The organism is Bacillus sp. 03113, assembly GCF_006546985.1.
Classification (GTDB): domain Bacteria; phylum Bacillota; class Bacilli; order Bacillales; family Cytobacillaceae; genus VATK01.
Genome location: NZ_VATK01000001.1, coordinates 90,961 through 117,924 on the forward strand (window position 1 = coordinate 90,961; position 26,964 = coordinate 117,924).

Sequence of the window (26,964 nt, forward strand, 5' to 3'; positions counted from 1 at the left end):
AAGAGACTGGAGGAGAATCAGGTTGAAATTCTTTAATAAAACTAGAACTTCCGAAGCCGTATGGTTAGGCCTTTTTGGATGGATCGCTGGGATCATTATTTGGCATGTCATCTCTCTATTTTCGAAGCCGGAATTTTTTCCTGGACCGTGGCAAACCTTACTTGGCGGAATTGAATTAGTGCGTGATGGATCCTTACAAAACTATGCTTTCATAAGTTATGGCCGTATCCTAGCTGGTTGGACTCTCGGTAGTTTAATTGGCATTCCTTTTGGATTATTAATGGGGAAATTTCGTTATATTCGATTATTACTAGAACCGTTTCTCAATTTTTTTAGATTTATTCCTGCACTCGTATTTGTTACTTTATTTATTCTTTGGTTAGGAATTGGGGAACAGTCCAAAATAGCCCTTATCACTTATACAACTCTATTTGTCGTAACCCTTAATACAATGACAGGTGTGCTTGCGATTGATGAAAATAAATTTCGAGCTGCTAGGTCGATGGGAGCTTCAGATTCACAAATCTTATTTCATGTGATTCTCCCAGCAGCTGTTCCATACATTTTTAATGGAATCCGCTTAGCGATGGGAAACTCCTTTATGGCCATTGTTGGAGCAGAAATGTTAGCTGCTAAAGAGGGGATTGGCTATTTAATTTGGACGTCTAGACTATATTTAAAAACCGATTGGATTTTTATTGGCATCATTACACTAGGTTTAATGGGATTCTTTATGGACAAAGTCCTAACAAATGTAGGCAGTCTGTTGCTAAAAAAATATGGTGTGCGTAAAGCAAATAATAAAAAGAAGGACTTGCTCAGACAAGCTTCCTAATAGAAAGGATCAATTCAATGAAAAAAAACGTGTCTATTTCAACTATATTTCTATCAACCATTCTTATACTTGCCATTTTTTTAGCAGGATGCAGCCAATCAACTTCTGGGAAAGAAAGCAAAGGGCAGAAGGTATCCATCGCTTTGGATTCGGGTGTATTTTCACTTCCTTTTCGTGTTGCAGGCGACCAAGGTTTTTTAAAAAAACATGGCGTTGATGCAGAGTTTTCAACTTATTCTTTTGGAATAGATACATTAAATACGGTTATTTCCAATCAAGCTGATATCGGAATCGCAATGGATTATGCTGCATTAACTCGTTTAGGCAAGGGTGATTTAAAAATTATTACACGGTTTACGATCCCTAGCCCTAGTCGATTGAAATTAATTGTGAAAGACGAAATTAATAAACCAGAGGATTTAAAAGGAAAACGTTTAGGGGTACAAAGAGGAACAGTGAACGAATATGTTTGGGCAAGATATTTAGATAAGTTTAACATTGATAAAAGCGACGTAACACTTGAACCATTAACATCTACTGCAGAAATATATGCAGCGTTTGAAAAGGGAGAGATTGATGGTGCTTGGTTTGATGGATCTTTTCTTGCCAAAGCGACAGAAGTTAAGGGATCAAAGGTATTGAATGATCTTAACGATATTAACTTTGCCATGAGAGGCTATGTAGTAGCAAGCGGAGATTTTGCCCAAAAAAATCCAGAGACGGTAAAGAATATAATCAAAGCTTTGAATGAAGCCAATCCATATATAAAGAAGCATCCAGATCAAGCAGCTAATTTAGCATTTAAAGAACTTAAATTACCAGCAGACAAGGTTCAGGAAGAATTAAAAAAGGATTGGGATTTTAATCTAGCGTTTACCCAGGAGGATGTACAACATTTACAAGAAATCCTTGATTGGACGCAGAAAAACGGGCTCATTAAGGAACAGTTCGATATTGAGGATAAAACGGAAGTTGAACCTTTAAAAGAAGTATATCCGGATAAAGCAAAATAGCTGTATTTTGGATAAGAAAAGCACAAGCGCCTTGGTCATCGACGTACAAACTGGAGGGGCTTCGACTGAGATAAAGGATACACGATGAGCGTTAGCGAATCGATGTTGACTTATCGTAGGGAGAAGACCTGAAGTTTGATAGTCGATAGGCGCTGGAGCTAGACAGTAATCTAACTTCAGATATAAATTCTGATATTAAAACAAAAAGCATCTGTATATCTTAATAATTCCGACAAGGTATACAGATGCACTAAATCTTATTCTCCTAATTTACCAACGAGTTTCTCAAAAGGATATTCAATCCCCCATTGATTACGAACATTCGTCATAAGATCCATGACATCAACGGATAAATCTAATGTTTCCTTGCTGCTATTTTTTAGAATATAATTTTGCATATCTTCAATTTCATAGTTTAATGCTTTTGCTGTTTCACCAGCTTCGATGATTTCCTGTGTCCCATCGACATACGTAATGATCGCTTTCTCAGCTCTAGGGAAATTATCCACGGTGATAAAGCCTAATTCTCCAGCGACTACTCCTCTTTTTGGCATTTTTGCTCTCATTGTTAATGAGATGACAGCCATTTCATCAGCGGCATTTTTCAAAATAATGCCTGATTGCTCATCAACACCAGTCTCAAATTCTTTCACAGTCGTCAAGACTTCATGAGGCTGCTCTGAGAGAAAGAATCGAGTAAAGGAAAGAGCGTAGGTACCGATATCGAGTAGTGCCCCGCCGGCTAAATCCTTGCTGAAAAATCGATTGGTCACATCGTACTCCTTGCAGCTTCCAAAGGAGACTTGAACCATTTTCAGCTTGCCTAATTTTCCTGAGTGAAGGATTTCACGTAATTGTTTATATAAAGGCATATGATAAATGGTCATCGCTTCAGCGACTACTAAATTCTTTTCTTCAGCTAATTGAACGATCTTCTTTAATTGATGACTATTTACTGTGATCGCTTTCTCGCATAATACATGTTTATTATTTTTTAAGCTTTGGATGATATATTCATAGTGATTGCTATGTGGAGTTGAAATGTAAACAACATCAATCGCTGGATCCTTTAACATTTCGTCGTAATTATCATACGCTTTTTCAACATGAAAACGATCGGCAAATTTTTGCGCCTTTTCTATAGTTCTTGATCCTACTGCATAGATGGTACCATTCACTTCATTTAAAGCCTGTGCAAATTCTGCAGCAATGTTCCCAGGTCCTAAAATTGCCCAATTAATGGTTGTCATTTGTTTTCACCTCATTTATTTTTTTCAAACACTTTTACTTCATCATCACTCGCCACAAGCACCTTTGTAACTTCTTTCGTAAACAAAGAAGTATCTACCACGCCACAAATTCTTTTAAGGCTACCTTGAAGCTTTTCAATATCCTTACCTGCTTGAAAGTGAACATCTAATAGTAAATTTCCGTTATCACTAATGGTTGCGCCATCTTTAGCTGTACTTTGCCTTGTGACGGGTTCCCCTCCTAATTTTGTGACGGCTTTTGTTACATAGGCTAACGATTCCTCTAAAATCTCAAGAACAACGGGCTGCCCGAAAGTTAAAGCCTTGACGAATTTTGTATCATCCACAAGAAGAATGTAGTCATCCGCCATGCTTGCAATGAGCTTTTCCTTTGTATGTATCCCGCCTCCGCTTTTGAGTGCGAATAATTGTTCATCTACTTCATCACAGCCATCAAAGGCGACATCAACATGATCAACAAAGGAAGTATGAAGAACGTCTAATCCATTCTGAAGACAAAGCATTTTTGTTTTAAATGAAGGGGTTACAACTTTAACTTGAAGCTCCTTTTCCTTGATAAAGTCGATTAAATAGGAGATGGTGCTTCCACCACCTAATCCGACGATCGAATAATTATTAATATAAGCGAGAGCTTCTTTTGCACAATTCTTCTTTTTATCCAATGGCTATTCATCTCCCAAGTATACGAATGAAATCGAAAAAAAGTTGATTTTGCACAAATGTGCTTTATTGATATAAAATGTGCAATCAATTGATTTCAGTATACATTCGCACCTTTTATCTGTCAATCATCAGGATTCTCCTTGCGTTTTTCTTCATATAAGTACATTTATTATGTATGAAAAACTAACATGATCCATTCATTTTGCAAAATCATTAAGCGATACAGTTTTACAAATAGGGCAAAAAAATTGTATAATGAGCGCAAAAACTTGAGCACATATTTTCCGTTAGTGAACATATGTGCAAGCTGTGTGAGGATAAAAAATGAAAAGCAATGAAGAAAAAAAGCTGTTAATCAAAATTGCCCAAATGTACTATGAAAAAGATATGACCCAAAATCAAATAGCGAATGAGCTCGGAATTTATCGTACTACTATTAGTCGGATGCTGAAAAAAGTACGTGAAGAAGGCATTGTCAAAATTACGATTAATTATGATAGCAGCGATAATTTTACGATTGAACAAAAATTGAAGGAGCGTTTTGGATTAAAGGAAGCAATCGTTGTTCCTGTTGGGGCTGATCAACCAAGCTCTATGAAGCTGAAGGCAATGGGGCAAGCCTGTGCAGGATTGTTGGACAGAGTGGTAAATGATGAAGATGTGATCGGTTTTTCCTGGGGAAGCAGCTTGGCTGCGGTTATAGAAGAGCTTCAGCCATCGAAGAAAAAGGATGTTATGTTTGTACCAATGGTAGGTGGACCATCTGGAAGGTTAAATAGTAAATATCATGTAAATACGATTTGTTATCAAGCAGCGCTAAAATTTCATGCTCATTCCTTGATGATTGATGTACCTGCTATTGTTGAGAAAAAATCAACGAGAAATGATTTATTAGCCTCCCCTCACATACAAGAAATTACAGGCTTGTGGAATAAAATAACGGTTGCTGTTTTTGGCATTGGTTCACTAGAGATTGCAGGGAAATCAACATGGCACACCTTTTATGGTGATTCTGTCATTGAAGAGCTCGAGGATGGAAGAGTTGTCGGTGATATTTGTTCCCGATTCTTTGATGAAAACGGAGTTCCAGTACAAACAGCACTTACAGAACGGACGATTACAATCAATCTAAATCAAATCAAAAAAGCTCGCTATTCGATCGGAGTAGCAGAATCGCTCGAAAAGGTTCCAGGAATCATTGGAGCATTAAAGGGTGGTTATGTAAATGCTTTCGTTACAACCGAAGAAACAGCCAATGCGATTTTGAATAATCTTTAATAAATGATTCAGGAACACTTAGGAAGCAGCAAGTCCAGTTTGTTAGATTATCTGACAAGTTGGACTAGTCTTCTTAAGTGTTTTTATTTTGATTAAATGATAAAGACAAGGATGTATATATATGAAGAAACTCAACTTAAATGGATGTAATTTTTAAAGAGTCATAAAATCTATCATTATATGTAAATTATTATCCCAAAAAAGAACAATCAAAGATTTTTGTTATTTTAAAAAAATTCACATTAATTTCATATTTGTAGATTTCTATTATTTAACGTAGTTTTCTGTTTTTTATATTATCCATATATATGATTATTTTAAATCTTGAATTGAAATAAAATCTTGATAATACAGTAAAAATGATGAATAGATACATAAGTTCAGAGCTAAAATTAATTTTTTTAAATAATATTAAAACTAGCTGTAATTTGTCGAAAGTTGGGGTGGACTAATTTTATTATCTGTTTTAGAATAGCAATTGTTGTTTTTGTAAACGTATAATTATTTTTTGAATTTTTTGAATACTTAAAAAGGTAAGGAGATTTGCAATGAAGAAAAAACTAGGCTATTTATTTATGACTTCAGCCTTAGTAGCTGGTATTTTATCCGGCTGTGCAGGTGGAAAAGGTTCAACGAACTCATCTGATCAAGATGTTATTAAATTAGGGGTAAATCTAGAGCTGTCAGGTGCTGTAGCTTCTTATGGACAATCACTTGAAAGTGGAATTGATCTCGCTATCGATGAAATAAATAAAGATGGCGGTATTGATGGAAAGAAAGTTAAACCAATTAAAGTTGATAATAAATCAGAAACTTCAGAATCAACGAATGCAGCGATCAAATTAACGAGTCAAGACAAAGTAACAGCGATTATTGGTGCAGCAACAAGTGGAAACACGGTGGCTCAAGTGCAAATTGCCAATGATAATAAAACGGTACTTCTTTCCCCATCTGCAACGGCTCCGAATGTAACCGTTGGAAAAGGCGGGAAAGTAAATGAATTTGCTTTCCGTACATCTTTTATTGATCCATTTCAAGGAACAGTAGCAGCGAATTTTGCAGCGAAAGAATTAAACTTGAAAAATGCGGCTGTTTTTTCTGACAGTGCAAGTGATTATGCCAAAGGATTAGCTTCGTCCTTCGATAAAACCTTTAAAGCAGCCGGTGGAAAAATCGTATCGAAAGAATCATATGTCGCAAAGGATACGGATTTCCGTTCAACTTTAACTCGTATTAAAGCAAAAAATCCTGAATTTATTTATATTCCTGGATATTATGAGGAAGTAGGCTTAATTGTAAAACAAGCACGTGAAATGGGTATTACCGTTCCGCTAATAGGTGGTGACGGCTGGGCTTCACCTAAGCTTGTTGAATTAGCAGGTGCTGATGCGTTAAATAATACATTTATCACAAACCATTACTCTGCTGAGGATCCAGATGAAAAGATTCAAACGTTTGTTGCAAACTATACGAAGAAATACAATAAAGCGCCTGATGCATTTAATGCTCTAGGCTATGATTCAGTTTATATGTTAAAAGCTGCTATTGAAAAAGCCGGCAGCACGGATGCAAGTAAAATAAAGGATGCTCTTGCCGAACTTAAGGATTTATCACTTGTAACAGGTACAGTAACGATTGACAAAAATCACAACCCGATTAAATCGGCATCGGTATTAGAGTACAAGGATGGAAATCAAGTCTTTAAGACAAGAATCAATCCGTAAGGAAGTTGACAAAAGTGAAAGCGCCTTGAACAGCCCCGACAGACATAAGATGCAATACGCAGGAAATCCTGATTTCTGGAGTATTGTGGCTTATGATCCGAGGGGCTAGGCGCTGGAACTGGATGTGGATACATTACTATCGAAGCTATCTACAACCTACTATTTTATAATTTTCTATGTAAGGTGAAAGTGGGGGGAGCATCTCTCCACTATTTTTCCGTTTTTTAGGATATGAAAAGGAGTGAAAAAAGATGGAATGGATACAGCAAATCGTAAATGGCATTTCCCTTGGAAGCATTTATGCGCTAATTGCATTAGGCTATACAATGGTATACGGAATTATTAAGTTAATTAATTTTGCCCATGGCGATATATTTATGATTGGTGCATTTGTTGGTTTTTACGCGATTACTGGCTTTGGGCTTGGCTTTTTTCCAGCTTTAATACTTTCCATGGCTGTATGTGCGTTGTTTGGTGTTCTTATCGAAAGAATTGCTTATAAAAGACTTCGAAATGCAACAAAAATTGCAGCCCTCATTACAGCTATTGGAGTTTCATTGCTTATTGAATATGGTGTCATTTATGTTCGTGGTGCGCAGCCGGAAGCTTTTCCAAACGTACTTCCGAATAAAACATTTTCGATTTTTGGCGCTCACATTAGTAGTCAATCATTATTGATATTACTTATTTCCGTCATTTTAATGGCGATCTTACAGTTTATCGTTCATAAAACAAAAATTGGGAAAGCGATGAGAGCTGTTTCCCATGATATAGATGCGGCTCGTTTAATGGGCATTAATGTAGATCGAACAATCTCAGCTACGTTCGCGATTGGCTCTGCATTAGCTGGCGCAGCGGGTGTTATTTTTGGTGTGTATTATACGAAAATCGAACCATTAATGGGTGTTATTCCTGGGCTAAAGGCCTTCGTTGCAGCCGTATTAGGCGGCATCGGCATTTTGCCAGGTGCAATGGTCGGTGGCTTGATTCTTGGTGTGGTAGAAACCATTGTTAGTGCGTTAGGTTTTTCTTTATGGAGAGATGCAGCTGCTTTTATTATTTTGATCCTTATTCTTATCTTTAGGCCATCAGGCATCTTTGGGAAAAATACAAGAGAGAAAGTGTAGGTGAGAAGCAATGAAGAAGTCAAAAGGATTTTGGATATGGATCATCCTATCTGCAATCGTTTATGGAGTTGTCCAATTTCTTATTAATAGTGGAATTTTAAATCCGTTTTATAGCAATATGATGATATTTATGGCTATTAATATCATATTGGCCGTTAGTCTACATTTAGTGATTGGGATTACAGGTCAATTTTCAATCGGTCATGCTGGTTTTTTAGCGATCGGTGCTTATATATCAGCAATTGTAACGATGAAAATGGAAGGGCCTTTTTTTGTGGCATTAATCGCTGGCGGAATTGTCGCAGCTCTAGCTGGTTTAGTAGTTGGTATTCCGAGCTTGCGTTTAAAAGGGGATTATTTAGCGATTGCTACTTTAGGCTTTGCGGAAATTATCCGAATTGTATTTTTAAATATTGAATATGTCGGTGGAGCAGCAGGGATGCAAGTATCCCATTTTACGACTTGGACCTCTACCTTCTTAAGTCTCTTGATTACAATTGTGGTCATTGTGAATTTTACTAATTCCAGACATGGACGAGCGGCGATTTCGATTCGTGAAAATGAAATTGCAGCTGATGCAATGGGGATTAATACAACCTATTATAAAGTAGTGGCGTTTGCCATTGGTTCTTTTTTTGCCGGAATTGCTGGAGGGTTATATGCACATAACTTTTACATTATCAACCCGACTAACTTCGGCTTTTTAAAATCATTTGATATTTTAATTTACGTTGTGCTAGGTGGTTTAGGCAGTATTTCAGGAGCAGCCATTGCCGCAGTGCTATTAACGGTTGTGTCAACATTTTTACAGGATTATCCTGAAACTCGAATGATCATTTACAGTCTTGTACTTGTCGTTGTCATGCTTTATCGCCCGCAAGGCTTAATGGGAACACGTGAAATTACCGATTATTTTGGAAGATGGAAAAAAATGAAGGGAGGGAACACATATGGGAAATAAGCCGTTGCTTCAGGTTCAAGGCGCGGGGATTCAATTTGGCGGATTAAAGGCTGTATCAGGCATTGATATGGAAATTTCACAAGGAGAATTAATTGGGTTAATTGGACCGAATGGAGCTGGGAAAACGACGAGCTTTAACCTTCTAACAGGTGTTTATGCCCCTACGGAAGGGTCGATCGTCTTTGACGGGAAACGACTAAATGGATTGGCTCCATACCAAGTTACTCGTCGAGGAATTAGCCGTACCTTTCAAAATATTCGCCTCTTTAATGAACTTTCGGTATTGGATAATGTCAAGGTTGCCTATCATTCCTTAGCGAAGCACTCTATTTTAAGCTCGATTTTACGACTTCCTTCTCATTTTTCAGGTGAAAAAGAGATGGAGGAAAAGGCGATTGAGTTTTTGAAAATTTTCAAATTAGATCGATACAAGGATGAAAAAGCAAAAAATTTACCATATGGACAACAGCGAAGACTAGAAATTGCAAGAGCGTTGGCAGCGGGTCCGAAGCTATTGCTGCTGGATGAACCGGCGGCTGGGATGAATCCTCAGGAGACGCAAGAGTTGATGGAGTTAATCGCCTTTATTCGTAAGGAGTTTCAATTGACGATCCTGTTAATCGAACATGATATGCAGCTTGTCATGGGTATTTGTGAACGCATTTACGTGTTAGACCACGGTCAGCTTATTGCGGAAGGATCCCCAGATGCCATACGTAACCACCCGAAGGTTATTGAAGCTTATTTAGGAGAGGAGGTTATTAACTAGCATGCTGAAGGTTGAAAATATTAATGTTTATTATGGGAATATTCAAGCACTCAAAGGTGTTTCCTTAGAAGTAAACGAAGGAGAAATAGTAACGTTAATCGGAGCAAATGGCGCAGGAAAAAGTACTTTACTCAAAACCTTATCTGGTCTCCTGAAGCCAAAGGAAGGGACAATTGAATACTTAGGTGCATCTATTTCAGGTAAGCCAGCTCAGTCAATCGTAAAAGCAGGAATCTCTCATGTGCCAGAAGGGCGCAGAGTATTTGCTAATATGACAGTGGAAGAAAATCTTGAACTAGGTGCCTATTTAAGAAAGGACTCAAGTGAGGTTCGAAAAGACTTACAAAAGGTCTATGACATTTTTCCGAGATTATTTGAACGTAAAAAACAATTATCTGGAACTCTCTCTGGCGGTGAGCAGCAAATGCTGGCGATGGGTAGAGCGATAATGTCTAAGCCAAAGCTCCTGCTCCTTGATGAACCTTCAATGGGACTTGCACCTCTTATAGTAAAAACGATCTTCCAAGTGATTGAAGAGGTCAACCGTACGGGGACAACAGTCCTTCTCGTCGAACAAAATGCCAATATGGCTTTATCGATTGCAGATCGAGCATACGTGTTAGAGACAGGGAAGATTGTTTCTTCTGGAACAGCTGAAGAGCTGCGAGCAAGTGAACAGGTTAAACTTGCCTACCTTGGCGGACATTAATAGAAAAGCGTAAGCGCCTTGAACAGCCGCGACAGACATAAGACAAACTGGTAGGGAGGGTGTTTTTCACCTTCCCTACCAGTTTGTCTTTTCTTCTCTACCCTCTGTCAACATCCCACACATTTTTAATTCCTCGCAAAAAAAAGCTAATTTATATGTACAATCACCTAAAAGGAAGAATCAACATACCATTATAAAGGAAAATTCTTTTAGGGGGTGGTATGTTTGTATACTTACTATTATGACAGACAAGTAAACTGGTTAAATATATTAAATTTGCTGCAAAGGAGTTTATTTGCCGAAGAAATGGTTTGTTCGATGAGCAGTGAGCTATATCATATTCCACAAACGAAAGATTTAAAAGGGAATAATGAAATGCATAATCATTTAGTCCCAGCGTCCTACCATCGTGTGACTGCGGTTGGATCGGCTCAAAGGCTCAATACGGGTGAGCAGAGACAATCGATCATTGATACGATGATCACATGTATAAACAATGCTGAAAAACAGGATCGTTCTGTGAAAGAATGGTTAAGAGTGATGGAGGGAAATGCCAGCTCTGAATTTAAACCATTTATACAAATGATTATAAGGTGGCAAAATCAAGCTGAACATTATTTAAATCAAGCAAAGACTGAGCTAATTAAATTGGGCATTTCCATTTCAGCAGAAGGCGAACAGCCGAGCGGTTATTAAGAAAAACGGCCGCTTTTCTTGATGTCTAGCTCCAGCGCCTAGCCCTTGTGAAAAATAACCCTTTGCCTTAAAAAGCAAAGTACGCGCTTTTGGAGGCAAATGAACATTTTTCTTCAGGGCTAAATAAGGCGCATCTGCTTTTCTTATTATGGATAGCTAAGTAGGAAGAATACATCGTTCACATTTGGCGAAAAGTTTAGGTGTTTTTGTTAAATATGGAATTATTTCAACTAAGACGAAAGAAAGAGTATGAAATTTCTACATAATAGTACAAAATTCCTTAAAAAGAGATTGACTAAAAGGACATGTCATGATATTATCCAATTATTCCAATTAAACAACTCGGTTTTATATATAAAAGTAAAAAATAAGATTTTCTACATAGAATTGTGTTTTTGCTTTACTCACATAGTAGATTGATCAAGAGTGAAAGGCCAAGTGAAAAATTTTTAAACTTTGATAATAAAAGACAACTATACAGGTTCATGTCGAAATATGTAGATTCATATTATTTCTTATTAAAAATATGTTGACGAAAAAAGAAACGCAAAATATAATAATTGTATACAACAGAATAGTCTGAAAACTCTAAAAATAATTTCGATAAGACTATCTTACAAAAAGATCCTTCCTCAACTAAGATACATGACCTTATATGTTTTAAATCATGTGATTCAATTCAAATGGCCCTTTTCACAAAAAAGTAATTTCAGAATGTAGAACCTTCCATTAAACTGTGTATTCTTCAAGTGCAAGAAATATGTACGACCAGTCAGCATACTGAAATCTGACCTGCCAATATATCTTGATTTATCTGATGCCATTAAACGTGATGTTTGCATTTTCTGAAACTAAACAGTGTGAATAAGTGTAAGTATCCTCAATAAAAATGTATACAATTATACACATCAAATTTAGATGCTAAGCGAAATAGTTTTAATTGGTTGTTAGGAGATGGATATATGAACCGCTTTGATGCAAGACCACGTAGATTATCAAAGGATAATGCTTATTTTGCACTAAAACAAAAAATTATAGAAGGTGAGCTAAAGCCTGATCAAATCGTGCGAGAAGAAAATTTAGCAGCCTTGTTAGGAATTAGCCGAACACCTTTAAGAGAGGCTATACAAAGATTAGAAATAGAGGATTTTCTCATTCGACAGCCGAATGGCAGATTGAAAGTCGCGCCAATAACAATGAAAGAGGTTGAAGAAATTTTTCTTATTCGCAGTATGCTAGAAGGATTTATCGCTAAGCATGCCGCAAAAAACGCCACCAGCGAGGATATTCAAAATTTAACGACCGTACTTGAAAAAATTAAACAATCCTTTCAGCACGGCTATAATCAAGATTTAGTTTCATATGGGTTTGAATTCCATGATTATTTATCTGAAATAAGTGGACTAAAAACATTTGTGAAAATATTGGACCTTTTAAGAGATCATGCTCTACGCTATTGTCGATTTGTTTCTATGCATGGGAATTGGAACACGCTAGCTGATGAAGAACATAGCCTTATCTTACAAAACATAGCCCAAAAAAATCAGGAGGGCGCGGAAAAAGCTATGCAAGATCATATATTAAGCAGTCTATCTACTGCACTAGAGAGAATTAAAGAAATTGGAGATAAAAGTGAGGAGTGAGTTTTCAATGAAAACAGAATGGAGTATGGATACAAAAATTATCCATGAAAACCAATTTCCAGACTCCCAAACAGGTGCCATCTCTCAAAGTATTGTACCAGCAGTCGCTTATGCGTTCCCTGATGCAGAAACAGCAGCGGCTGTTGTTTCGGGTGAGGAGGAAGGAGTTTTTTATGGAAGGTACGGAAATCCTACGTTGCGTACACTAGAAAACAAGATAGCTGCATTAGAAGGCGGGGAAGATGCTTTAGGAGTTTCAAGTGGAATGGCTGCAATCTCTATTGCATTGCTCGGTTTTTTAAAGCAAGGGGATCATGTCATTGTCACAAAGGATGTTTATGGAGGTACATATAGCTTTTTAACTTCCTTAGCACCGAGATTTGGCATCCAATTTGATTTTGTCGATTGCACGGATATCACATCAATGATGAATGCTATTAAACCGAACACGAAAGCGGTATATATTGAAACTCCCTCAAATCCAAATTTAACGATTTTAGACATTCAAAAAATTACAGAAGTTTGTAAATCTTATAAGCTGCCCGTCATTGTCGATAATACTTTTATGAGTCCTTGCTTACAGAAGCCATTGGAGCTTGGCGCAGATGTTGTTGTACATAGTGCGACAAAATATATAAACGGACATGGTGATGTACTGGCTGGTTTTATTATAGGAAAAAAAGATGTCATACAGTTTATGAGAAAGAAACTGATGGGTGATTTAGGACAAAATTTAAATGCTTGGGAATCCTTCTTGATTTTAAGAGGGATTAAAACGATGGCATTACGAGTAGAAAGACATTGCAGCAGTGCTCAAAAAATTGCTGAATTCCTTGAGTCTCATCCTTACATTGATAAAGTCTATTACCCTGGTTTAGAATCTCATCCACAGCATGAGCTTGCAAAAAAGCAAATGAAAGGGATGGGGGGAATTGTTTCCTTTGAAGTAATGGGTGGCTTAGTTGAAGGGAAAAAATTTATAAATTCTTTAAAGCTGGCGATGATTTCCTTCAGCCTAGGTGATCCAGAGACATTAGTACAGCATCCTGCTTCAATGACTCATGCGTCAATTCCAAAGGAAGAGAGAATTAAATTTGGCATTACAGATGGATTAATTCGCCTTTCTGTTGGCTTAGAGGATGCTAATGATATTATCAGGGACTTAGATCAAGCATTAACAGGCATTTTTACCAATCCTGAATTTATAACAAAAACGAAATGAGAGGAATACAGATGATTGAATTAAAGGATATTTACAAAACCTATCATCGTAAAGGGATCAAAAATGATGCATTAAAAGGGATCAATTTAAAGGTCGAAAAGGGCGATATCTTTGGGGTTATCGGCTATAGTGGAGCTGGAAAAAGTACATTAATCCGCTTAGTGAACTATCTAGAAAGGCCGACAAAAGGACAGGTCTTTGTTGATGGACATGATTTAGATGCTTACAGTGTGAAAGAGCTGCGTGCGGCAAAAAAACATATTGGGATGATCTTTCAGCATTTTAACTTATTAGAATCGAAAAAAGTATTTGATAATGTGGCAATTCCTCTCGTTTTGTTAAAGAAAAATAAAAACGAAATCCGTAAGCGTGTTATGGAATTGCTTGAGTTTGTTGGATTAAGTGAAAAAGCAAACAGCTTTCCGAGTGAATTATCTGGTGGACAAAAGCAGCGCGTTGGGATTGCAAGAGCACTTGCCTCAAACCCATCTATACTTCTTTGTGACGAAGCAACATCCGCTTTAGATCCACAGACGACTCATTCTATCTTGCAGCTTTTGAAAAAAATCAATGATGAATACAACATAACAATTATGATTATTACTCATGAAATGTCTGTTATTCAGGAGATTTGCAACAAGGTCGCTGTGATGGAAAAAGGAGAAATTATCGAGCAAGGAAGCGTCCTTGAGGTATTCGGACATCCGAAGCACCCGACCACACAAAATTTTGTGAAGACTGTTATTCAAAATAGTATTCCAACTAGCGTGCAAAAAACAATTAAAGTTGAACAAGGAAGTAAGCTTTACAAACTCGAATTTGTTGGCCAATGCGCTTCTGAGCCTATTATGTACGAATTAATTCGTTCGTACGATGTGAAGGTCAACATTTTATTTGCCAATATGACAGAGATTCAAGAAACAACAGTAGGAAAAATGATTATTCAGTTAAATGGGGAGAAAGAAGCAGTGAACGATGCACTGTCATTCTTAAAAACCAACGGGGTTGGTATTGAGGAGGTAGAAAAAGCATGATGTCAACCACGATTACAACAGATCAATTTATTCAAGCGATTATCGATACGATACATATGGTTTCGATGTCCTTGCTTGTTGGATCTTTAATCGGGATACCACTCGGGATATTACTAGTGGTTACTCGACCAGGCGGTGTTTTGGAAAGCAAAGTGTTGTATGCCATTTTAAATCCGATTATGAATATTGTTCGCTCATTGCCTTTTATTATCTTACTCGTTGCCATTATCCCGTTTACCCGATTGATTGTTCAAACTTCTATTGGGACAAGCGCAGCAATCGTTCCGCTTATTATTTATATCGCTCCTTATATTGGACGATTAGTAGAGAACTCTTTGCTTGAGGTAAATCCAGGGATTCTTGAAGCAGCAGAATCGATGGGGGCTACACCGTTTCAAGTGATTTGGTATTTTCTATTACCAGAAGCATTTGGTTCACTAATCCTATCTTTAACGACTGCGACAATTGGATTAATTGGCGCGACTGCCATGGCTGGAACGGTTGGCGGTGGTGGAGTTGGGGATTTAGCCATTGTATATGGATACCAACGATTTGACACCGTTGTAGTTGTTGCTACGGTTATTATACTGATTATTTTTGTACAAGGAATTCAATCATTAGGAAACATTTTAGCAAGGAAGATTCGCCGTTATTAATGATCTACAGTGGAAACGGAGAGGGGAGATCCCTTTTTCTGAATCACATAAAGTGAAACTTCAATCAATGGGGGGGCTTCATCCCACACTGATTGTTAGTTGAACCAATCACGCTCATACATGCCACATCCTGTGGCATTCGCCTGACTAGGACGTCCTGTCCGTCGTCGGGCTTTTACGGTCAGTTATCCCCTACCTAGGATTTCTCGTTTACCCGTATAACCTTGAGGTGGGGGACTTACTGACCGTTAATGCGGGATAAATACATTCATTTAAAAGGAGGAAAGGTTAAGTGGGTGAATGGAGTAAGAAAGATCGATTTAACGCCCTATTATCAGGCGAACAGGCTGATCGTCCTATTGTAAGTGGATGGCGTCATTTCGTCGACAAAGAACAAAACGCCGAAGATTTAGCAGATACAACCGTCACATTCACAAAAAAATATGATTGGGATTGGGTCAAAATTAATCCAAGGGCAACCTATTTGGCTGAAACGTGGGGAAATGTGTATGACTTCCAAGATTATAGAACTGTTTTTCCTCGACAAAAAACGACTGCCATTCCAACAGCCTCAAATTTATGGGATATTGAAGTCAAAAAAGCAGTAAGTTCAGCTCCATTATTAGAGCAATTGGAAGCGGTGAAAAAGATTCGTCAAGGTCTGCCTGATACTCCTTTGATTCAAACGGTTTTTTCACCTTTAACGGTCCTGCTCTTTATTGTAGGCCGATCTGCTTATGTAACAGAAACAGTTTTTGGCATTGAGAAACCTGTGACTCTTGAAGCGTTATTTTCAGAGCATAGAGCAGCAGCACATCATGCTTTACATGCGATTTCATTAACTTTAGCAGATTATGTAAAAGAATTAGAACATGCTGGATCAGATGGACTCTTTTATGCGGTGACAGGCACAGCTCATCCAGGCTTATTTGACGAAGCGATGTTTAATGAGTTTTCTAGACCTTACGATTCTATTGTTTTAGAAGCTGCAGAGTATGGGAAAAATGTCCTTCATACTTGTGGAACATATGCCCAGCCAGAGAGATTTAATGACTATCGAATTGATGGGATTAGCTGGGATACAAAGGCTGAAGGAAATCCTGACTTAGATGCAGCTTTAAAAGCTACTAAGGTAGGTGGTGTCGATCACGCATTATTTGCAACAAACAACATTGTTCAAATTCAAAAGCAAGCTGAAGAAGCTTTAAGCCTAATGAAGGATCAACCTTTTATTCTCGCTCCAAATTGTGCAATACCGCTTAATGTAACCGATGAAGCTCTAGAACAACTAAAAAATTCTGTATTTGAAAAGGAGACGAAATAATGAAGAAATTATTCCTTACTATTTTACTTGGAATTGTATTAGTATTATCTGCTTGTGGTCAAGAAGACACAAAAAACTCAGATTCAGGTGCGAAAAAAGAAGAAAAGAAAGAATTTACGGTGGGCTTTGGTGTTGGAACGTATGAAGAGCAATTCCGTCAGTCGATTCTGCCTATCTTAGAGAAAAAAGGCTACAAAGTGGATATTAAAACTTTTTCTCAAAACATGCAGGTAAATCCAGCGATGAAAGAAGGCTCTATTGACGCAAGTATATTCCAAAGTACAGCTTATATGGAAGCAATCAATAAAGAAATTGGTTCAGATATGACTGGAATTGCCTATGTCCCAGGTGCACCACAAGGTCTTTACTCTACAAAGCATAAATCACTTGATGATGTAAAAGATGGTACAACCGTTGCTGTTCCAAATGATCCAGTTAACCAAGAGCGTGCGCTTCGTATTTTAGAAGAGCTTGGCTGGGTAAAAATAAAAGCAGGTGCTGGTACAGCTGACTTTAACATTAACAGCATGGAGCCAGATAAATATAAAATTGATATTAAGATTTTAGATCCAGCACAAATTTTAGTATCCCTTCAAGATGTTGATTATGGGGTTGTAAATGGAAACTATATTGCAAATGCAGGCAAAAAGATTACAGATGCATTAAAAATTGAAAATACTCCAATGCAGCACAGAATTATCGTATCAATTAATAAGAAGGATGAAAATACACAATGGGCGAAGGATCTAAAAGCTGCCTACGAATCTCAAGAGTTTGAAAAATATATTACTGGAATAGAGAAATATGATGGTTTCATTCTACCTGAAGCGTGGAAAAACAACTAAGTAAGGAAGTGGACAGGTTGACAAAGAAACAGATTCATTTTATCGGTGGCGGACAAATGGCAGAAGCAATCATTCGCGCCATTGTGACCAATCAGACTGTGTCAGCAGATCAAATCAGCGTAGCGGATATTAATGAGGCACGTCTACAGTTTTTGAGTGAGACATACGGTGTAAAAACAGATGGCTCACAGGAGAGCTACCTTGCAGATGCAGACTTGATTGTGATTGCTGTCCGACCACAAGATAATTTGGCTGCACTAGGTCAAGCCGTACAACAATTCGCTGCACCAACTGCCGCAATCGTTTCGATTGTGGCTGGTGTAACGATAGAAAAGCTAGCTGGTTTTTTTGGAGAGGAACGCGCGATTATCCGGGTCATTCCAAACACCTTGACCGATACGGGATATGGCTATAGTGGAGTAGCATTAAATGCTTATTCAACAAAAGATCAAGTAGATGAATTCTTAAATGGATTCGGAAAAGTCCAATATATAGACGAATCCTTAATTGATATTTTCACTGGATATGGTGTAGCTGGACCAAATTATATTTATTATTTTATTGAATCACTTGCTGATGCTGGTGTACTAGCTGGATTGTCTCGGGACCAAGCGTGGAAGGTTGCGTTGGAAAATGTCGCTGGTTCTGTCGCTATGCTTCAACAAACTGGCCTGCACCCAAGACAGCTGCTGGATATAAATAATTCAGCTGGCGGTGTAGGAATTCATGCCTTATACGAACTTAACAATAGTGATTTCGCAGCCGGCTTGCAAAGAAGTGTCTTAGCAGCCGTAAAGCGGACAACGGAGTTAGGAGAGGACTAGTTATGGCTACAAAAAATTGGGATCACCTCGTTCATTATGTTAATGAATTAAATCAAACGCTTGAAACCTTTGAAGAAAATGGATTGATTGCCTTTAAAGGAGGTTCACATAAAGAATGGGGAACCTATAATACGCTAAGTTATTTTGGCTTAACGTATATCGAGTTTCTAGCAATTGAGAATCTTGAATTAGCAAAGGCAACGGAACATAATCGTGTCGTAAAGGATGCCGTTATCACTTTGCCAGAACATGAGGTTTTAAGCAGAGTAGTTATTCGGACAAATGATATTGAAGAAATCGCAGCTTCTTTAAAGGAAGCAGGCTTGAAACTGTCTCCTATCATGGATGGCAAGCGCTTGGATACGAATGGGAGATTAATAGAATGGCGAATGATGACCATTGATGGCGATTTTCAAGGATTAGTCTATCCATTTGTTATTCAATGGAAAGGGACAGATGAAGAAAGATTGGATAACTTAACCTCATCTGGAATTATCCAGCGACACCCTGCTGGTGATGTTATTATTAAAAAAGCGGTCTTTCATGTTTCTGACCCGGCAGCTGTTGCTGAGCATTGGGGAAAATTATTTGGGCTGTCCGTCGTAGATTCAGATGATACTTCCGCAACCCTTGGTATTGGAGATAAGACTTTTACTTTCGTAAAAGGGGACGAGAACCAATTTAAGCAAGTCGTTTTTGAAACGAATTCTGAAATGCTAAAAGGGAAAACCGTTACGATTGGTGAAGGTGAGTACATTTTTTCTTAAAAGATAACACGAAAGTAAGTTTTTTATCGATTTTACTATTTTATTTATCGATTTTCTGATTTTTTTATCGAATTTTTAAATTTATTATCGATTTCGGCTAATTTTATATCGAATTGAAAATAGGTTAAGCCATTCAAATGGCTTAACCTTAATAATTGTCATTTAAGGAGAGAGCATGCCTCTTCTTTTCTGTACCTCTTCCAACTGAGCCATTGTTACAAGGATATATCCTTGATTGCTTAGCTGTTCAATGATTTGTTCTGCTGCTTCTGCACTTGTTTGGTAAATGTCATGCATGAGAATGATTTTTCCGTCGCCAGCCTTACACATGACATTTTCAATGATTTTTTGTGTATTTTTATATTTCCAATCCTCTGAATCAACATTCCACAGTGCCACGCTCATATCTCCAATAGATTGACGGACACGTTCATCTACTGCTCCAAAAGGCGGTCTTAAATGGACAGGTCTATACCCGCTTACTTGCTCGATAATAGATTCGGTATCATAAACCTCATGATGAATTTCATCCTCGTTTAACTTAGTAAACAGACGGTGATCCCACGAGTGATTTCCTACTTCATTTCCTTCCTTAACAATCCTTTGAACAGTTTCAGGATAGCGTTGGGCGCGATTTCCAAGCACGAAAAATGTCGCATAAGAACTGTGTTTTTTCAAGGCATCAAGGATTCGATTCGTTGAACTTGGATTTGGACCATCATCAAATGTAAGCGCGATTACTTTTCTATGAATATCGTTTTTTAACGGTTCAGGCAGCACTTGTTCTGACTGAACATATTCAATCAAACGATCTTTCGTTAAATCTTTTTTTATGGAGGCGATTGGTTTACTTTTATGTAGAGTGATCTGATAAGGGTTACCGGTTTGTTGATCTACCACTTTTTCTTTTGACATAAAGCTAGATAAAAGGACCCAGTATACAAAACCAACTAATAGAATCATAAGTAATTTATATTTTTTCATTATATATTGAAATTCCCCTTATTATATAATCTTCCAAATGGATCGTATGGTGAGTAAATAATTTGTTGAATAACTTCACCTAATATACAAAACTATCATATTTATCCGTTTATTGGAAGATGAAATAGGGAATAAAATGGAAAAAATTTATGTTATTCGATTCTTTGAAGCTAGCATTAGGCAGTAATTGACCGAAGGTAAATTTGTGATGTCGATATAGAAATTTTATTTCTACCAATTGGGGATGATGACTTTGAAAAAAATAACGAGGGTTTTAGCCCTCGTTGTTTTTACGCTTTTTCTTCAAACAGCTTTGCTATTTCAATAATAACAGTAGTTGCTTTGATCATATTGTCAACGGAAATATATTCGAATTTGCCGTGGAAGTTTTCTCCACCTGTAAAAATATTAGGCGTAGGGAGTCCCATATACGATAATTGAGATCCGTCTGTGCCGCCGCGGATCGGGATGATGATAGGCTCAATATCGAGATTTTGCATTGCTTCGTGAGCAATGTCAACAATATGTTTAACGGGTTTAATTTTTTCACCCATATTGTAGTATTGATCCTTCATATCTAACACAATACTGTCCGGTCCGTACACTTCTTTCAATTCATCAACGATGGCCGTGATGGTCTTTTTCTTTGCTTGAAAATTCTCTTGATCGAAATCACGAATGATGTAATAAAGCTTTGTTTCTTCAACATTTCCGGAAATGGAGATTAGATGATAAAAGCCTTCATAGCCTTCCGTATACTCCGGAGCTTCTGAAGCCGGAAGTTTGCTTTGAAATTCCATTGCGATTTTCATGGAATTAACCATTTTTCCTTTGGCGGTGCCGGGATGAACACTTTTCCCTTTAAAGGTGAGCTTGGCTCCAGCCGCATTAAAGCTTTCATATTGAAGTTCACCAAGTGGGCCGCCATCTAGGGTGTAGGCATATTCTGCGTTAAATGCTGAAACATCAAACTTATGAGGACCTCGTCCAATTTCTTCATCTGGTGTGAACGCAACTCTAATTTTCCCGTGCTTAATCTCTGGGTGTTTAACTAAATAAGCCATGGCAGTCATAATTTCAGCAATCCCTGACTTATCATCCGCTCCAAGAAGTGTTGTTCCGTCCGTTGTAATTAACGTATGGCCAGTGTAGTTTAAGAGTTCTGGAAAGCTTTGCGGTGATAAGACAACGTTCAGGGCATTATTTAAAACGATATCCTTGCCATCGTAGCTTTCGACGATTTGGGGCTGGACATTGGTACCTGTAAAATCTGTAGCCGTATCCACATGAGCTAAAAAACCAATCGTAGGCACATTTTTTTCTGTATTAGAAGGTAAAGTAGCCATGACATAGCCATTTTCATCGATGGTTACCTCTTCTAGACCAATCTCTTTTAATTCTTCAACGAGCATGTTTGCAAGAACAAGCTGCCCTGGTGTAGATGGACATGTTTCACTCTCATCATTCGATTGTGTATCTACTTTGACGTATGAAATAAAACGTTCGATGATTTCATTTTTCATTCTTGATTCATCTCCCATCGTTATGTAATGAATCCATCATATCATATAATAGGAGTATTTTTCCTATTCATGTACCCTTCATAAGACGTAGAAGGTGTCGTACGATTGGTAAAAGAAGCTAGATTGATCATTTTTATTATTAAAAGTATAATAGAGTACTAGGGTTGATATAAGGTCCCTAGCTAGTTATAAATTGCAAAAACAAGCAGTAGATTCATAGTTATTGAAGGGATAGGAGTATATAAACGTGAAAAAGGTTCAAATCTTAATGTCCACCTATAACGGCGAAAAATTTATAGGTCAACAACTAGATAGTCTACTTCAGCAGGACTACCCAAATATTGATATTTTAGTACGTGATGACGGTTCGAAGGATTCTACCGTCGCGATCTTAGATGAGTATGGAAAGCAGCATCAAAATATAAAAGTTTTGAAAGAACAAAATAAAGGGGTTATCGCAAGCTTTTTTGATTTATTAAGGCAGGCTTCTGATACAGCTGAATATTTTGCATTTTGCGACCAGGATGACTTCTGGAAGCCAACAAAAATATCAAGAGCAGTCGAATTAATGGAACAAGAAAATACACAAATTCCTCTTATGTATTTTTCACGGCTAGATATTGTAGATGAAAACTTACAATTATTAAAGCAATCTCAAATTCCACCCAAAGGGGTTGAATTTAAGAATGCTTTAATTCAAAATATTGCAACCGGCTGTACCATTGTCTTTAATAAAAAAATGTTGAACTTATTTAAGTCCAACATTCCAGATGTGAAAAAAATAACCATGCATGATTCTTGGTTTTACTTACTTGGAACTGCTTTTGGCAAAGTCATCTATGATGAACAATCCCATTTATTGTATCGCCAGCATTCCTCTAATACGCTTGGCATGGCAAATAATAAATTCAAAAGCATGATGATTCGCTATAAAAATTTTAAGAAAAAAGGTCATGAAAAATCTTACACAGTACAGACGGAAGAATTTTCCCATTTATTTCAAGACCAATTAAGTCATGAACAAAAAAGACTGGTTGATGATTTCTTATATAAAAGACAATCCTTTTTCGGAAGAATTGACTATGCAATAAACACACCCATTTTCCGGCAAAACAAGAGAGATACGATTATCTTTAAAATGCTATACGCTTTTAAAAGTTATTAAACAAAAGCGCGGGGATTCTTAATCAGCCATAGTATGGCAGATCAAGGATCCCCGCATTTTTTATAGTTTAAATCATTGGGCCTGTTTTTCCTCTTAACGCGTCAAAGGTACCTTTAATTATGCTACCAAGCTTTTTTAATCTGTTTTTTTCGAACAGGAGGATAACGAGAAATTCTTTTGCTGTTGCAATCATATCCTCTTTCATCCATTCCTTCTCTGTCCGAAAATATTTTTTATACGTATAAAGTCTATTTCTGGTAATATAGTAGCGCCTGATGGCATTATGATTCGTAGCTTGTAGATTAGAGCCTAGTACTTTATGACGCTCAGTATTTCCTAAATTATGCAGCATTGTCACTTGAGGAACTTGGACAATTTTATATCCAAAGCTTCTAGCCCGCAAACAAAATTCAATATCTAAGAAATCAATGAAATAGCTTTCTTCAAATAAACCTATCTTCTGAAAAACATCTTTTTTTACAAGACTTCCAGAAGTAATCACCGTTTTTTGCTCTTGTAATTCATAGCTTTGCTCTAAATTTGATGCATCCTCATTTTTCGCTTTCTGCTCAATCCAATTAGGTGCAAGAATGGCTAATTTGTCTTTTTCCTGGTAAGTATCATAGGCAAGCATGATTTTTGTAAAATAATCCGGCTCTACATGACTATCCTGGTCAAATGTAGCAATCCATTGGATTTGTTGTAGATCTTCAGCATTTAAAATATAGCGAATCCCAGCATTTAAGCCAAAGCCGAGCCCCTTATTTTCATTGTTATAAATAAGGATGATTCGATCCTCGCTTTCAAGCTCCTTAAGGTATGCCTTTGAATCTGCATTTGAACCATTATCAATGATGACTAGTCTTTCACATGATTGAATAATGGATTTTGCATTTTGAACAACATCTGAATCGGGATGATAAGTAACCATAATAGAAGCTACTTTGTTTATTACCATATGTAAAAATCCTTTCTTAGCGTTTAAATTTCCAAACATGAATCCCTTTTTTCCATAAAAACCCTGCCATTAAAAACGTTGCTAATGCCTCTGCGAGAATAGCATTCCAAGCGGTTCCATATTGCTTAAAGGTTGGGATAAGAACAATTGTTAAGAGAACTCCAAAGATACTTGTAATGATATAAATACGGGATAATTCCTTTTTATAATCAAAATTAATCATGGTGAGGATGCCAAAAACATTTGCCCAACCAAGCAGCAACGGTAAACCAGAGAGAATTTGAATTAAAGGGACAGAATTTTCATATTCATGACCTAAAATCTTAACTACAAATGGTGCACCAAACCCAATTACGAGTGATAAGACTCCCATTGATACAGTGATTAGAATAAAAACTAGACTAAGTATCCACATAGCTCGTTCCTTAGAATCCTGTAAAGCTTTGCTTAAATAAGGATAGACAGTTTGAACAAGCGGAGATATGACACTTGAAATGGCCTTTACGATTTTTTCTGCACTTGCGTAATAACCAACAACCTTATCACTTGCAAAGAAGCCTAAGATGAAAATATTGCTCGTTGTATATATGCTTGTCACAATATTGGATACAAATATATGCCAGCCTTCCTTCAACTGATGGATGATGTCGCTTTTACTTGGTTTGATGAAACTAATTTTATAATGAGCATAAATGATATATAAAGCAACTATTCCAATGACAATAGATCCTAATGTGTTAAACAAAGGAACATATAAAAATTGGGACTTTTCTTTTACAAAAACAAATATTCCGATTGTAAAAATAATTTTTGCAATAGCATTCAGTATAGAGATTACCTTCATCTGTTCAATGCCTTGAAAAAACCAAATGGGGAACAGGACATTCCCTAAAACCATTCCAAAGGTTAAGAAATAGATGATGCTATTCGTTTGGAATTTTGGAATGAAGCATACTAGACCAACAAGAATTAAAAAACTTATAATTAATAACATAAATCGAACGAACATAACAGAAGAAAAAATAATAGATAGTTTCTTTTTGTCATCACGAGCTAATGAAACCTCTTTTGTTGCGACAAAATTAAATCCATAATCTGTAAAGAGGATAAAATATTGAATGAAAGCTTGAGCAAAGTTTACTAATCCATATTTACTTGGTCCTAACACGATAGCTAAGTAGGGTAAAGTGATAAGAGGAAGAATATAAGTCAATCCCTGTACACTCGCTAAAGATAAAAAATTTGTAAGTAATCTTTTTTTTGTAGACATATTTGTATCGAAATTTCTCCTTTATTAAAATACTTTCACGTTAAGAGTGTAGCATGATGAGGTAGGAATGCAATCATCATCATTTTCAATTATGAATTCAAAGCGCGATCAACAGCTGCACCATAGCCTTCTCCAAATAAATTTAAATGGGCAAGCAAATAGTAAAGCTGGTACCAAGGAACTCGTTCTTGCCAGCCGTTATCTAGAGGGTAACGTTCATTATAAACCTGATAGAAGGAAGGTCCAAATCCTCCAAATAATTGGGTCATGGTAATATCCATTTCTCGATTTCCATAAAAGACTGCTGGATCGATAAACACCGGCTCCCCATTTGCGGCAAACATGACATTTCCTCCCCATAAGTCCCCATGCAAAAGGCTCGGCGTCGCGCTTAAAGTTTGATAAGTGCTTCTAATTTTATCGACTAAATGAGTGAGACGTTTTTCACGATTCAAGGTCCAGAGTCCTTTTTCTTTTGCCATTTTGACTTGAGGCAGCAACCGACAATGGATGTAGAAAGAAGCCCAATCTTTTTCTGGATGATTATATTGTGGCAGTTTCCCCAAATAATTATCTTCTGAAAAGCCAAATAATTCGTTCGTTTGTTTGTGTAAGGAGGCAAGCGCCACAGCAAGCTTCTTGTCATCCCGAGAACCACTTTCAATCCATTCTAGTAATAAAAAGGCATCTTCGTCAATTTCCCCAGCATCAATCACTTCTGGTGTCCGGACTGTTTTACCTAACAGCCTTAGACCGTTCACTTCCTTTGAAAAAAAATGCACCTTTTTCTGGCGTTGTACCTTCAAGAAATAGGTTCCTGTTTTTGTCTTGAGAGCATAAGCATCATTAATATCGCCGCCAAAAACGGGTTTTATTAGAAGGATAGGTGCAACTGGCAATTCAGCAAGCCAATTTTTTGAAAGCACGAGGATCCCCTTCTTTCTTTTTTCCTTTAACTTAAAATATATCAAAATAAGTAGATAAAGAGTTAAATCTATTCTGTGAAATTCATTTTATTGAAAAAAAGGATTTCCTAAAAGGAATGATCACTTTTAGAAAACCCTAATTCGATTAAAGGAGAAGTATAAGTTTTCGGAACGCCGACCGGTGTCTAGCTTTAGCGCCTAGCCCCTCGAGGTCATAAGCCACTCCTGAATTGAAGGCAAAGAACACCTTCTATTCAGAACCGTCTTATGCTTGTCGGGGCTGAACAAGGCGCTTCCGCTTTTCTTATTTTTGTTTGAATAAATTTACAAACGCTTGATAAATTTCAATTCCTTGGTAGGAAAGAAGGGTTATGGCCGTGATAGAAAAAGCACCCATCATCAAATATCGAATCCACATCATTTTTCCCCCCTTGATTTTTCATTTTTTAAAACCAAGGAGAAGTGATTACATAATTGGAGTGGTAGCGGACAGGGATTAAAAAGGCATTCTTTTTATTAATCGTAAACAGTGGATTTCTATAGAGAGATAAGTAAATAAGTACAATGAAAATAAACAATAGACAGGATTTAAAAAGAAAGGCTGTATAATGGCCAGTGTGCTTAATTAGGAGAGGTTTTTCAGATTCATCTGATGTAAAGATTATTTTACTTCCGTGGTGTAGCTGTGATGTAGAGCCTGGGTGCAAGCTTACCAAGGTTGAAAAGAGAAAGATGAACAAAAAGCTTAAGGAGAGGACGCTTAATTTTTTCATTATT

The 26,964-nt window shown here is 37.1% G+C and carries 26 protein-coding genes; 18 read left to right on the forward strand and 8 right to left on the reverse strand.

Annotation, left to right across the window (positions count from 1 at the left end; translation table 11 throughout):
* Positions 1-22: 22 nt before the first annotated feature.
* Positions 23-835 (forward strand): ABC transporter permease, encoded by an 813-nt coding sequence (locus FDO66_RS02130; RefSeq protein ID WP_258535535.1) that lies wholly within the window; start codon positions 23-25, stop codon positions 833-835.
* 17 nt (positions 836-852) lie between these two features.
* Entirely contained in the window at positions 853-1,848 is a 996-nt protein-coding gene (locus FDO66_RS02135; RefSeq protein WP_141430763.1) for an ABC transporter substrate-binding protein, read from the forward strand.
* A gap of 257 nt (positions 1,849-2,105) precedes the next feature.
* Here FDO66_RS02135 and FDO66_RS02140 read toward each other — a convergent pair whose 3' ends face one another.
* Positions 2,106-3,098, reverse strand: coding sequence for a Gfo/Idh/MocA family protein (locus tag FDO66_RS02140; protein ID WP_141430764.1), 993 nt, complete (start codon positions 3,096-3,098; stop codon positions 2,106-2,108).
* Between the two features lie 11 nt (positions 3,099-3,109).
* The gene (gene rpiA, locus FDO66_RS02145) at positions 3,110-3,781 is read right to left on the reverse strand and encodes a ribose 5-phosphate isomerase A (protein WP_141430765.1); all 672 of its coding nucleotides are present in this window, start codon (positions 3,779-3,781) and stop codon (positions 3,110-3,112) included.
* Positions 3,782-4,106: 325 nt separating this feature from the next.
* Between rpiA and FDO66_RS02150 the strand changes: the two genes are divergently transcribed.
* From FDO66_RS02150 to FDO66_RS02220, 15 genes are all read left to right on the forward strand, one after another.
* Positions 4,107-5,060 carry a sugar-binding transcriptional regulator gene (locus FDO66_RS02150; RefSeq protein WP_141430766.1) on the forward strand — a complete coding sequence of 318 codons (954 nt, stop codon included), beginning with the start codon at positions 4,107-4,109 and terminating at the stop codon, positions 5,058-5,060.
* A 548-nt stretch (positions 5,061-5,608) separates the two neighbouring features.
* Positions 5,609-6,784, forward strand: a complete 1,176-nt coding sequence (locus tag FDO66_RS02155) for an ABC transporter substrate-binding protein (protein WP_141430767.1) — start codon at positions 5,609-5,611, stop codon at positions 6,782-6,784.
* 251 nt (positions 6,785-7,035) lie between these two features.
* A complete protein-coding gene (locus FDO66_RS02160) occupies positions 7,036-7,911 on the forward strand; it encodes a branched-chain amino acid ABC transporter permease (RefSeq protein ID WP_141430768.1) in 876 nt (291 codons plus the stop codon).
* Between the two features lie 10 nt (positions 7,912-7,921).
* The gene (locus FDO66_RS02165) at positions 7,922-8,872 is read left to right on the forward strand and encodes a branched-chain amino acid ABC transporter permease (protein ID WP_141430769.1); all 951 of its coding nucleotides are present in this window, start codon (positions 7,922-7,924) and stop codon (positions 8,870-8,872) included.
* Positions 8,862-9,641, forward strand: coding sequence for an ABC transporter ATP-binding protein (locus tag FDO66_RS02170; protein WP_141430770.1), 780 nt, complete (start codon positions 8,862-8,864; stop codon positions 9,639-9,641). Before FDO66_RS02165 ends, FDO66_RS02170 begins: the two co-directional genes overlap by 11 nt.
* A 1-nt stretch (position 9,642) precedes the next feature.
* Positions 9,643-10,350, forward strand: a complete 708-nt coding sequence (locus FDO66_RS02175; protein ID WP_141430771.1) for an ABC transporter ATP-binding protein — start codon at positions 9,643-9,645, stop codon at positions 10,348-10,350.
* 225 nt (positions 10,351-10,575) lie between these two features.
* Positions 10,576-11,046 carry a hypothetical protein gene (locus tag FDO66_RS02180; RefSeq protein ID WP_141430772.1) on the forward strand — a complete coding sequence of 157 codons (471 nt, stop codon included), beginning with the start codon at positions 10,576-10,578 and terminating at the stop codon, positions 11,044-11,046.
* Between the two features lie 962 nt (positions 11,047-12,008).
* The gene (locus tag FDO66_RS02185) at positions 12,009-12,689 is read left to right on the forward strand and encodes a GntR family transcriptional regulator (RefSeq protein ID WP_141430773.1); all 681 of its coding nucleotides are present in this window, start codon (positions 12,009-12,011) and stop codon (positions 12,687-12,689) included.
* A 7-nt stretch (positions 12,690-12,696) separates the two neighbouring features.
* Positions 12,697-13,911 (forward strand): trans-sulfuration enzyme family protein, encoded by a 1,215-nt coding sequence (locus FDO66_RS02190; RefSeq protein WP_141430774.1) that lies wholly within the window; start codon positions 12,697-12,699, stop codon positions 13,909-13,911.
* 11 nt (positions 13,912-13,922) lie between these two features.
* On the forward strand, positions 13,923-14,945 hold the full coding sequence (locus tag FDO66_RS02195; RefSeq protein ID WP_141430775.1) for a methionine ABC transporter ATP-binding protein: 1,023 nt from the start codon (positions 13,923-13,925) through the stop codon (positions 14,943-14,945).
* Positions 14,942-15,601: a methionine ABC transporter permease gene (locus FDO66_RS02200; RefSeq protein ID WP_141430776.1), complete on the forward strand. Its 660-nt coding sequence runs from the start codon at positions 14,942-14,944 to the stop codon at positions 15,599-15,601. The genes FDO66_RS02195 and FDO66_RS02200 overlap by 4 nt, the downstream gene beginning before the upstream one ends.
* Before the next feature lie 292 nt (positions 15,602-15,893).
* The gene (locus FDO66_RS02205) at positions 15,894-16,925 is read left to right on the forward strand and encodes a uroporphyrinogen decarboxylase family protein (RefSeq protein ID WP_141430777.1); all 1,032 of its coding nucleotides are present in this window, start codon (positions 15,894-15,896) and stop codon (positions 16,923-16,925) included.
* Entirely contained in the window at positions 16,925-17,770 is an 846-nt protein-coding gene (locus tag FDO66_RS02210) for a MetQ/NlpA family ABC transporter substrate-binding protein (protein WP_141430778.1), read from the forward strand. The genes FDO66_RS02205 and FDO66_RS02210 overlap by 1 nt, the downstream gene beginning before the upstream one ends.
* Before the next feature lie 17 nt (positions 17,771-17,787).
* On the forward strand, positions 17,788-18,594 hold the full coding sequence (gene proC / locus FDO66_RS02215; RefSeq protein ID WP_141430779.1) for a pyrroline-5-carboxylate reductase: 807 nt from the start codon (positions 17,788-17,790) through the stop codon (positions 18,592-18,594).
* Positions 18,595-18,596: 2 nt separating this feature from the next.
* Complete coding sequence (locus FDO66_RS02220; protein ID WP_141430780.1) at positions 18,597-19,361, forward strand: VOC family protein; 765 nt, start codon at positions 18,597-18,599, stop codon at positions 19,359-19,361.
* A gap of 162 nt (positions 19,362-19,523) precedes the next feature.
* Here FDO66_RS02220 and FDO66_RS02225 read toward each other — a convergent pair whose 3' ends face one another.
* The gene (locus tag FDO66_RS02225) at positions 19,524-20,345 is read right to left on the reverse strand and encodes a polysaccharide deacetylase family protein (RefSeq protein ID WP_141430781.1); all 822 of its coding nucleotides are present in this window, start codon (positions 20,343-20,345) and stop codon (positions 19,524-19,526) included.
* Positions 20,346-20,635: 290 nt separating this feature from the next.
* Positions 20,636-21,868 (reverse strand): peptidase T, encoded by a 1,233-nt coding sequence (gene pepT, locus FDO66_RS02230; protein WP_141430782.1) that lies wholly within the window; start codon positions 21,866-21,868, stop codon positions 20,636-20,638.
* 247 nt (positions 21,869-22,115) lie between these two features.
* On the opposite strand from pepT, the gene FDO66_RS02235 reads away from it, so the two are divergent.
* Positions 22,116-23,033 (forward strand): glycosyltransferase family 2 protein, encoded by a 918-nt coding sequence (locus FDO66_RS02235; RefSeq protein ID WP_258535536.1) that lies wholly within the window; start codon positions 22,116-22,118, stop codon positions 23,031-23,033.
* 67 nt (positions 23,034-23,100) lie between these two features.
* Here the strand turns inward: FDO66_RS02235 and FDO66_RS02240 are convergent, their stop codons facing one another.
* The 4 genes from FDO66_RS02240 to FDO66_RS02255 all read right to left on the reverse strand — a co-directional run bounded on the left by FDO66_RS02240 (position 23,101) and on the right by FDO66_RS02255 (position 26,960).
* Positions 23,101-23,991 carry a glycosyltransferase family 2 protein gene (locus FDO66_RS02240; RefSeq protein ID WP_181444413.1) on the reverse strand — a complete coding sequence of 297 codons (891 nt, stop codon included), beginning with the start codon at positions 23,989-23,991 and terminating at the stop codon, positions 23,101-23,103.
* Positions 23,992-24,007: 16 nt separating this feature from the next.
* Positions 24,008-25,261, reverse strand: a complete 1,254-nt coding sequence (locus FDO66_RS02245; protein ID WP_141430784.1) for a flippase — start codon at positions 25,259-25,261, stop codon at positions 24,008-24,010.
* Positions 25,262-25,350: 89 nt separating this feature from the next.
* Entirely contained in the window at positions 25,351-26,187 is an 837-nt protein-coding gene (locus tag FDO66_RS02250) for a fructosamine kinase family protein (protein WP_141430785.1), read from the reverse strand.
* A 446-nt stretch (positions 26,188-26,633) separates the two neighbouring features.
* Complete coding sequence (locus FDO66_RS02255; protein ID WP_141430786.1) at positions 26,634-26,960, reverse strand: hypothetical protein; 327 nt, start codon at positions 26,958-26,960, stop codon at positions 26,634-26,636.
* Between the last annotated feature and the right edge of the window lie 4 nt (positions 26,961-26,964).

Bases quoted from the DNA above. Each gene is read 5' to 3' on its own strand.
- FDO66_RS02165 (WP_141430769.1), top strand. From the start codon at position 7,922: ATGAAGAAGTCAAAAGGATTTTGGATATGGATCATCCTATCTGCAATC.
- FDO66_RS02135 (WP_141430763.1), top strand. From the start codon at position 853: ATGAAAAAAAACGTGTCTATTTCAACTATATTTCTATCAACCATTCTT.
- FDO66_RS02150 (WP_141430766.1), top strand. From the start codon at position 4,107: ATGAAAAGCAATGAAGAAAAAAAGCTGTTAATCAAAATTGCCCAAATG.
- FDO66_RS02190 (WP_141430774.1), top strand. From the start codon at position 12,697: ATGAAAACAGAATGGAGTATGGATACAAAAATTATCCATGAAAACCAA.
- FDO66_RS02220 (WP_141430780.1), top strand. From the start codon at position 18,597: ATGGCTACAAAAAATTGGGATCACCTCGTTCATTATGTTAATGAATTA.
- FDO66_RS02160 (WP_141430768.1), top strand. From the start codon at position 7,036: ATGGAATGGATACAGCAAATCGTAAATGGCATTTCCCTTGGAAGCATT.
- FDO66_RS02240 (WP_181444413.1), bottom strand. From the start codon at position 23,991: ATGGTAATAAACAAAGTAGCTTCTATTATGGTTACTTATCATCCCGAT.
- FDO66_RS02200 (WP_141430776.1), top strand. From the start codon at position 14,942: ATGATGTCAACCACGATTACAACAGATCAATTTATTCAAGCGATTATC.
- pepT (WP_141430782.1), bottom strand. From the start codon at position 21,868: ATGAAAAATGAAATCATCGAACGTTTTATTTCATACGTCAAAGTAGAT.
- FDO66_RS02195 (WP_141430775.1), top strand. From the start codon at position 13,923: ATGATTGAATTAAAGGATATTTACAAAACCTATCATCGTAAAGGGATC.
- FDO66_RS02255 (WP_141430786.1), bottom strand. From the start codon at position 26,960: ATGAAAAAATTAAGCGTCCTCTCCTTAAGCTTTTTGTTCATCTTTCTC.
- FDO66_RS02185 (WP_141430773.1), top strand. From the start codon at position 12,009: ATGAACCGCTTTGATGCAAGACCACGTAGATTATCAAAGGATAATGCT.
- FDO66_RS02225 (WP_141430781.1), bottom strand. From the start codon at position 20,345: ATGAAAAAATATAAATTACTTATGATTCTATTAGTTGGTTTTGTATAC.
- FDO66_RS02210 (WP_141430778.1), top strand. From the start codon at position 16,925: ATGAAGAAATTATTCCTTACTATTTTACTTGGAATTGTATTAGTATTA.
- FDO66_RS02170 (WP_141430770.1), top strand. From the start codon at position 8,862: ATGGGAAATAAGCCGTTGCTTCAGGTTCAAGGCGCGGGGATTCAATTT.
- FDO66_RS02245 (WP_141430784.1), bottom strand. From the start codon at position 25,261: ATGTCTACAAAAAAAAGATTACTTACAAATTTTTTATCTTTAGCGAGT.
- FDO66_RS02155 (WP_141430767.1), top strand. From the start codon at position 5,609: ATGAAGAAAAAACTAGGCTATTTATTTATGACTTCAGCCTTAGTAGCT.
- FDO66_RS02140 (WP_141430764.1), bottom strand. From the start codon at position 3,098: ATGACAACCATTAATTGGGCAATTTTAGGACCTGGGAACATTGCTGCA.
- FDO66_RS02175 (WP_141430771.1), top strand. From the start codon at position 9,643: ATGCTGAAGGTTGAAAATATTAATGTTTATTATGGGAATATTCAAGCA.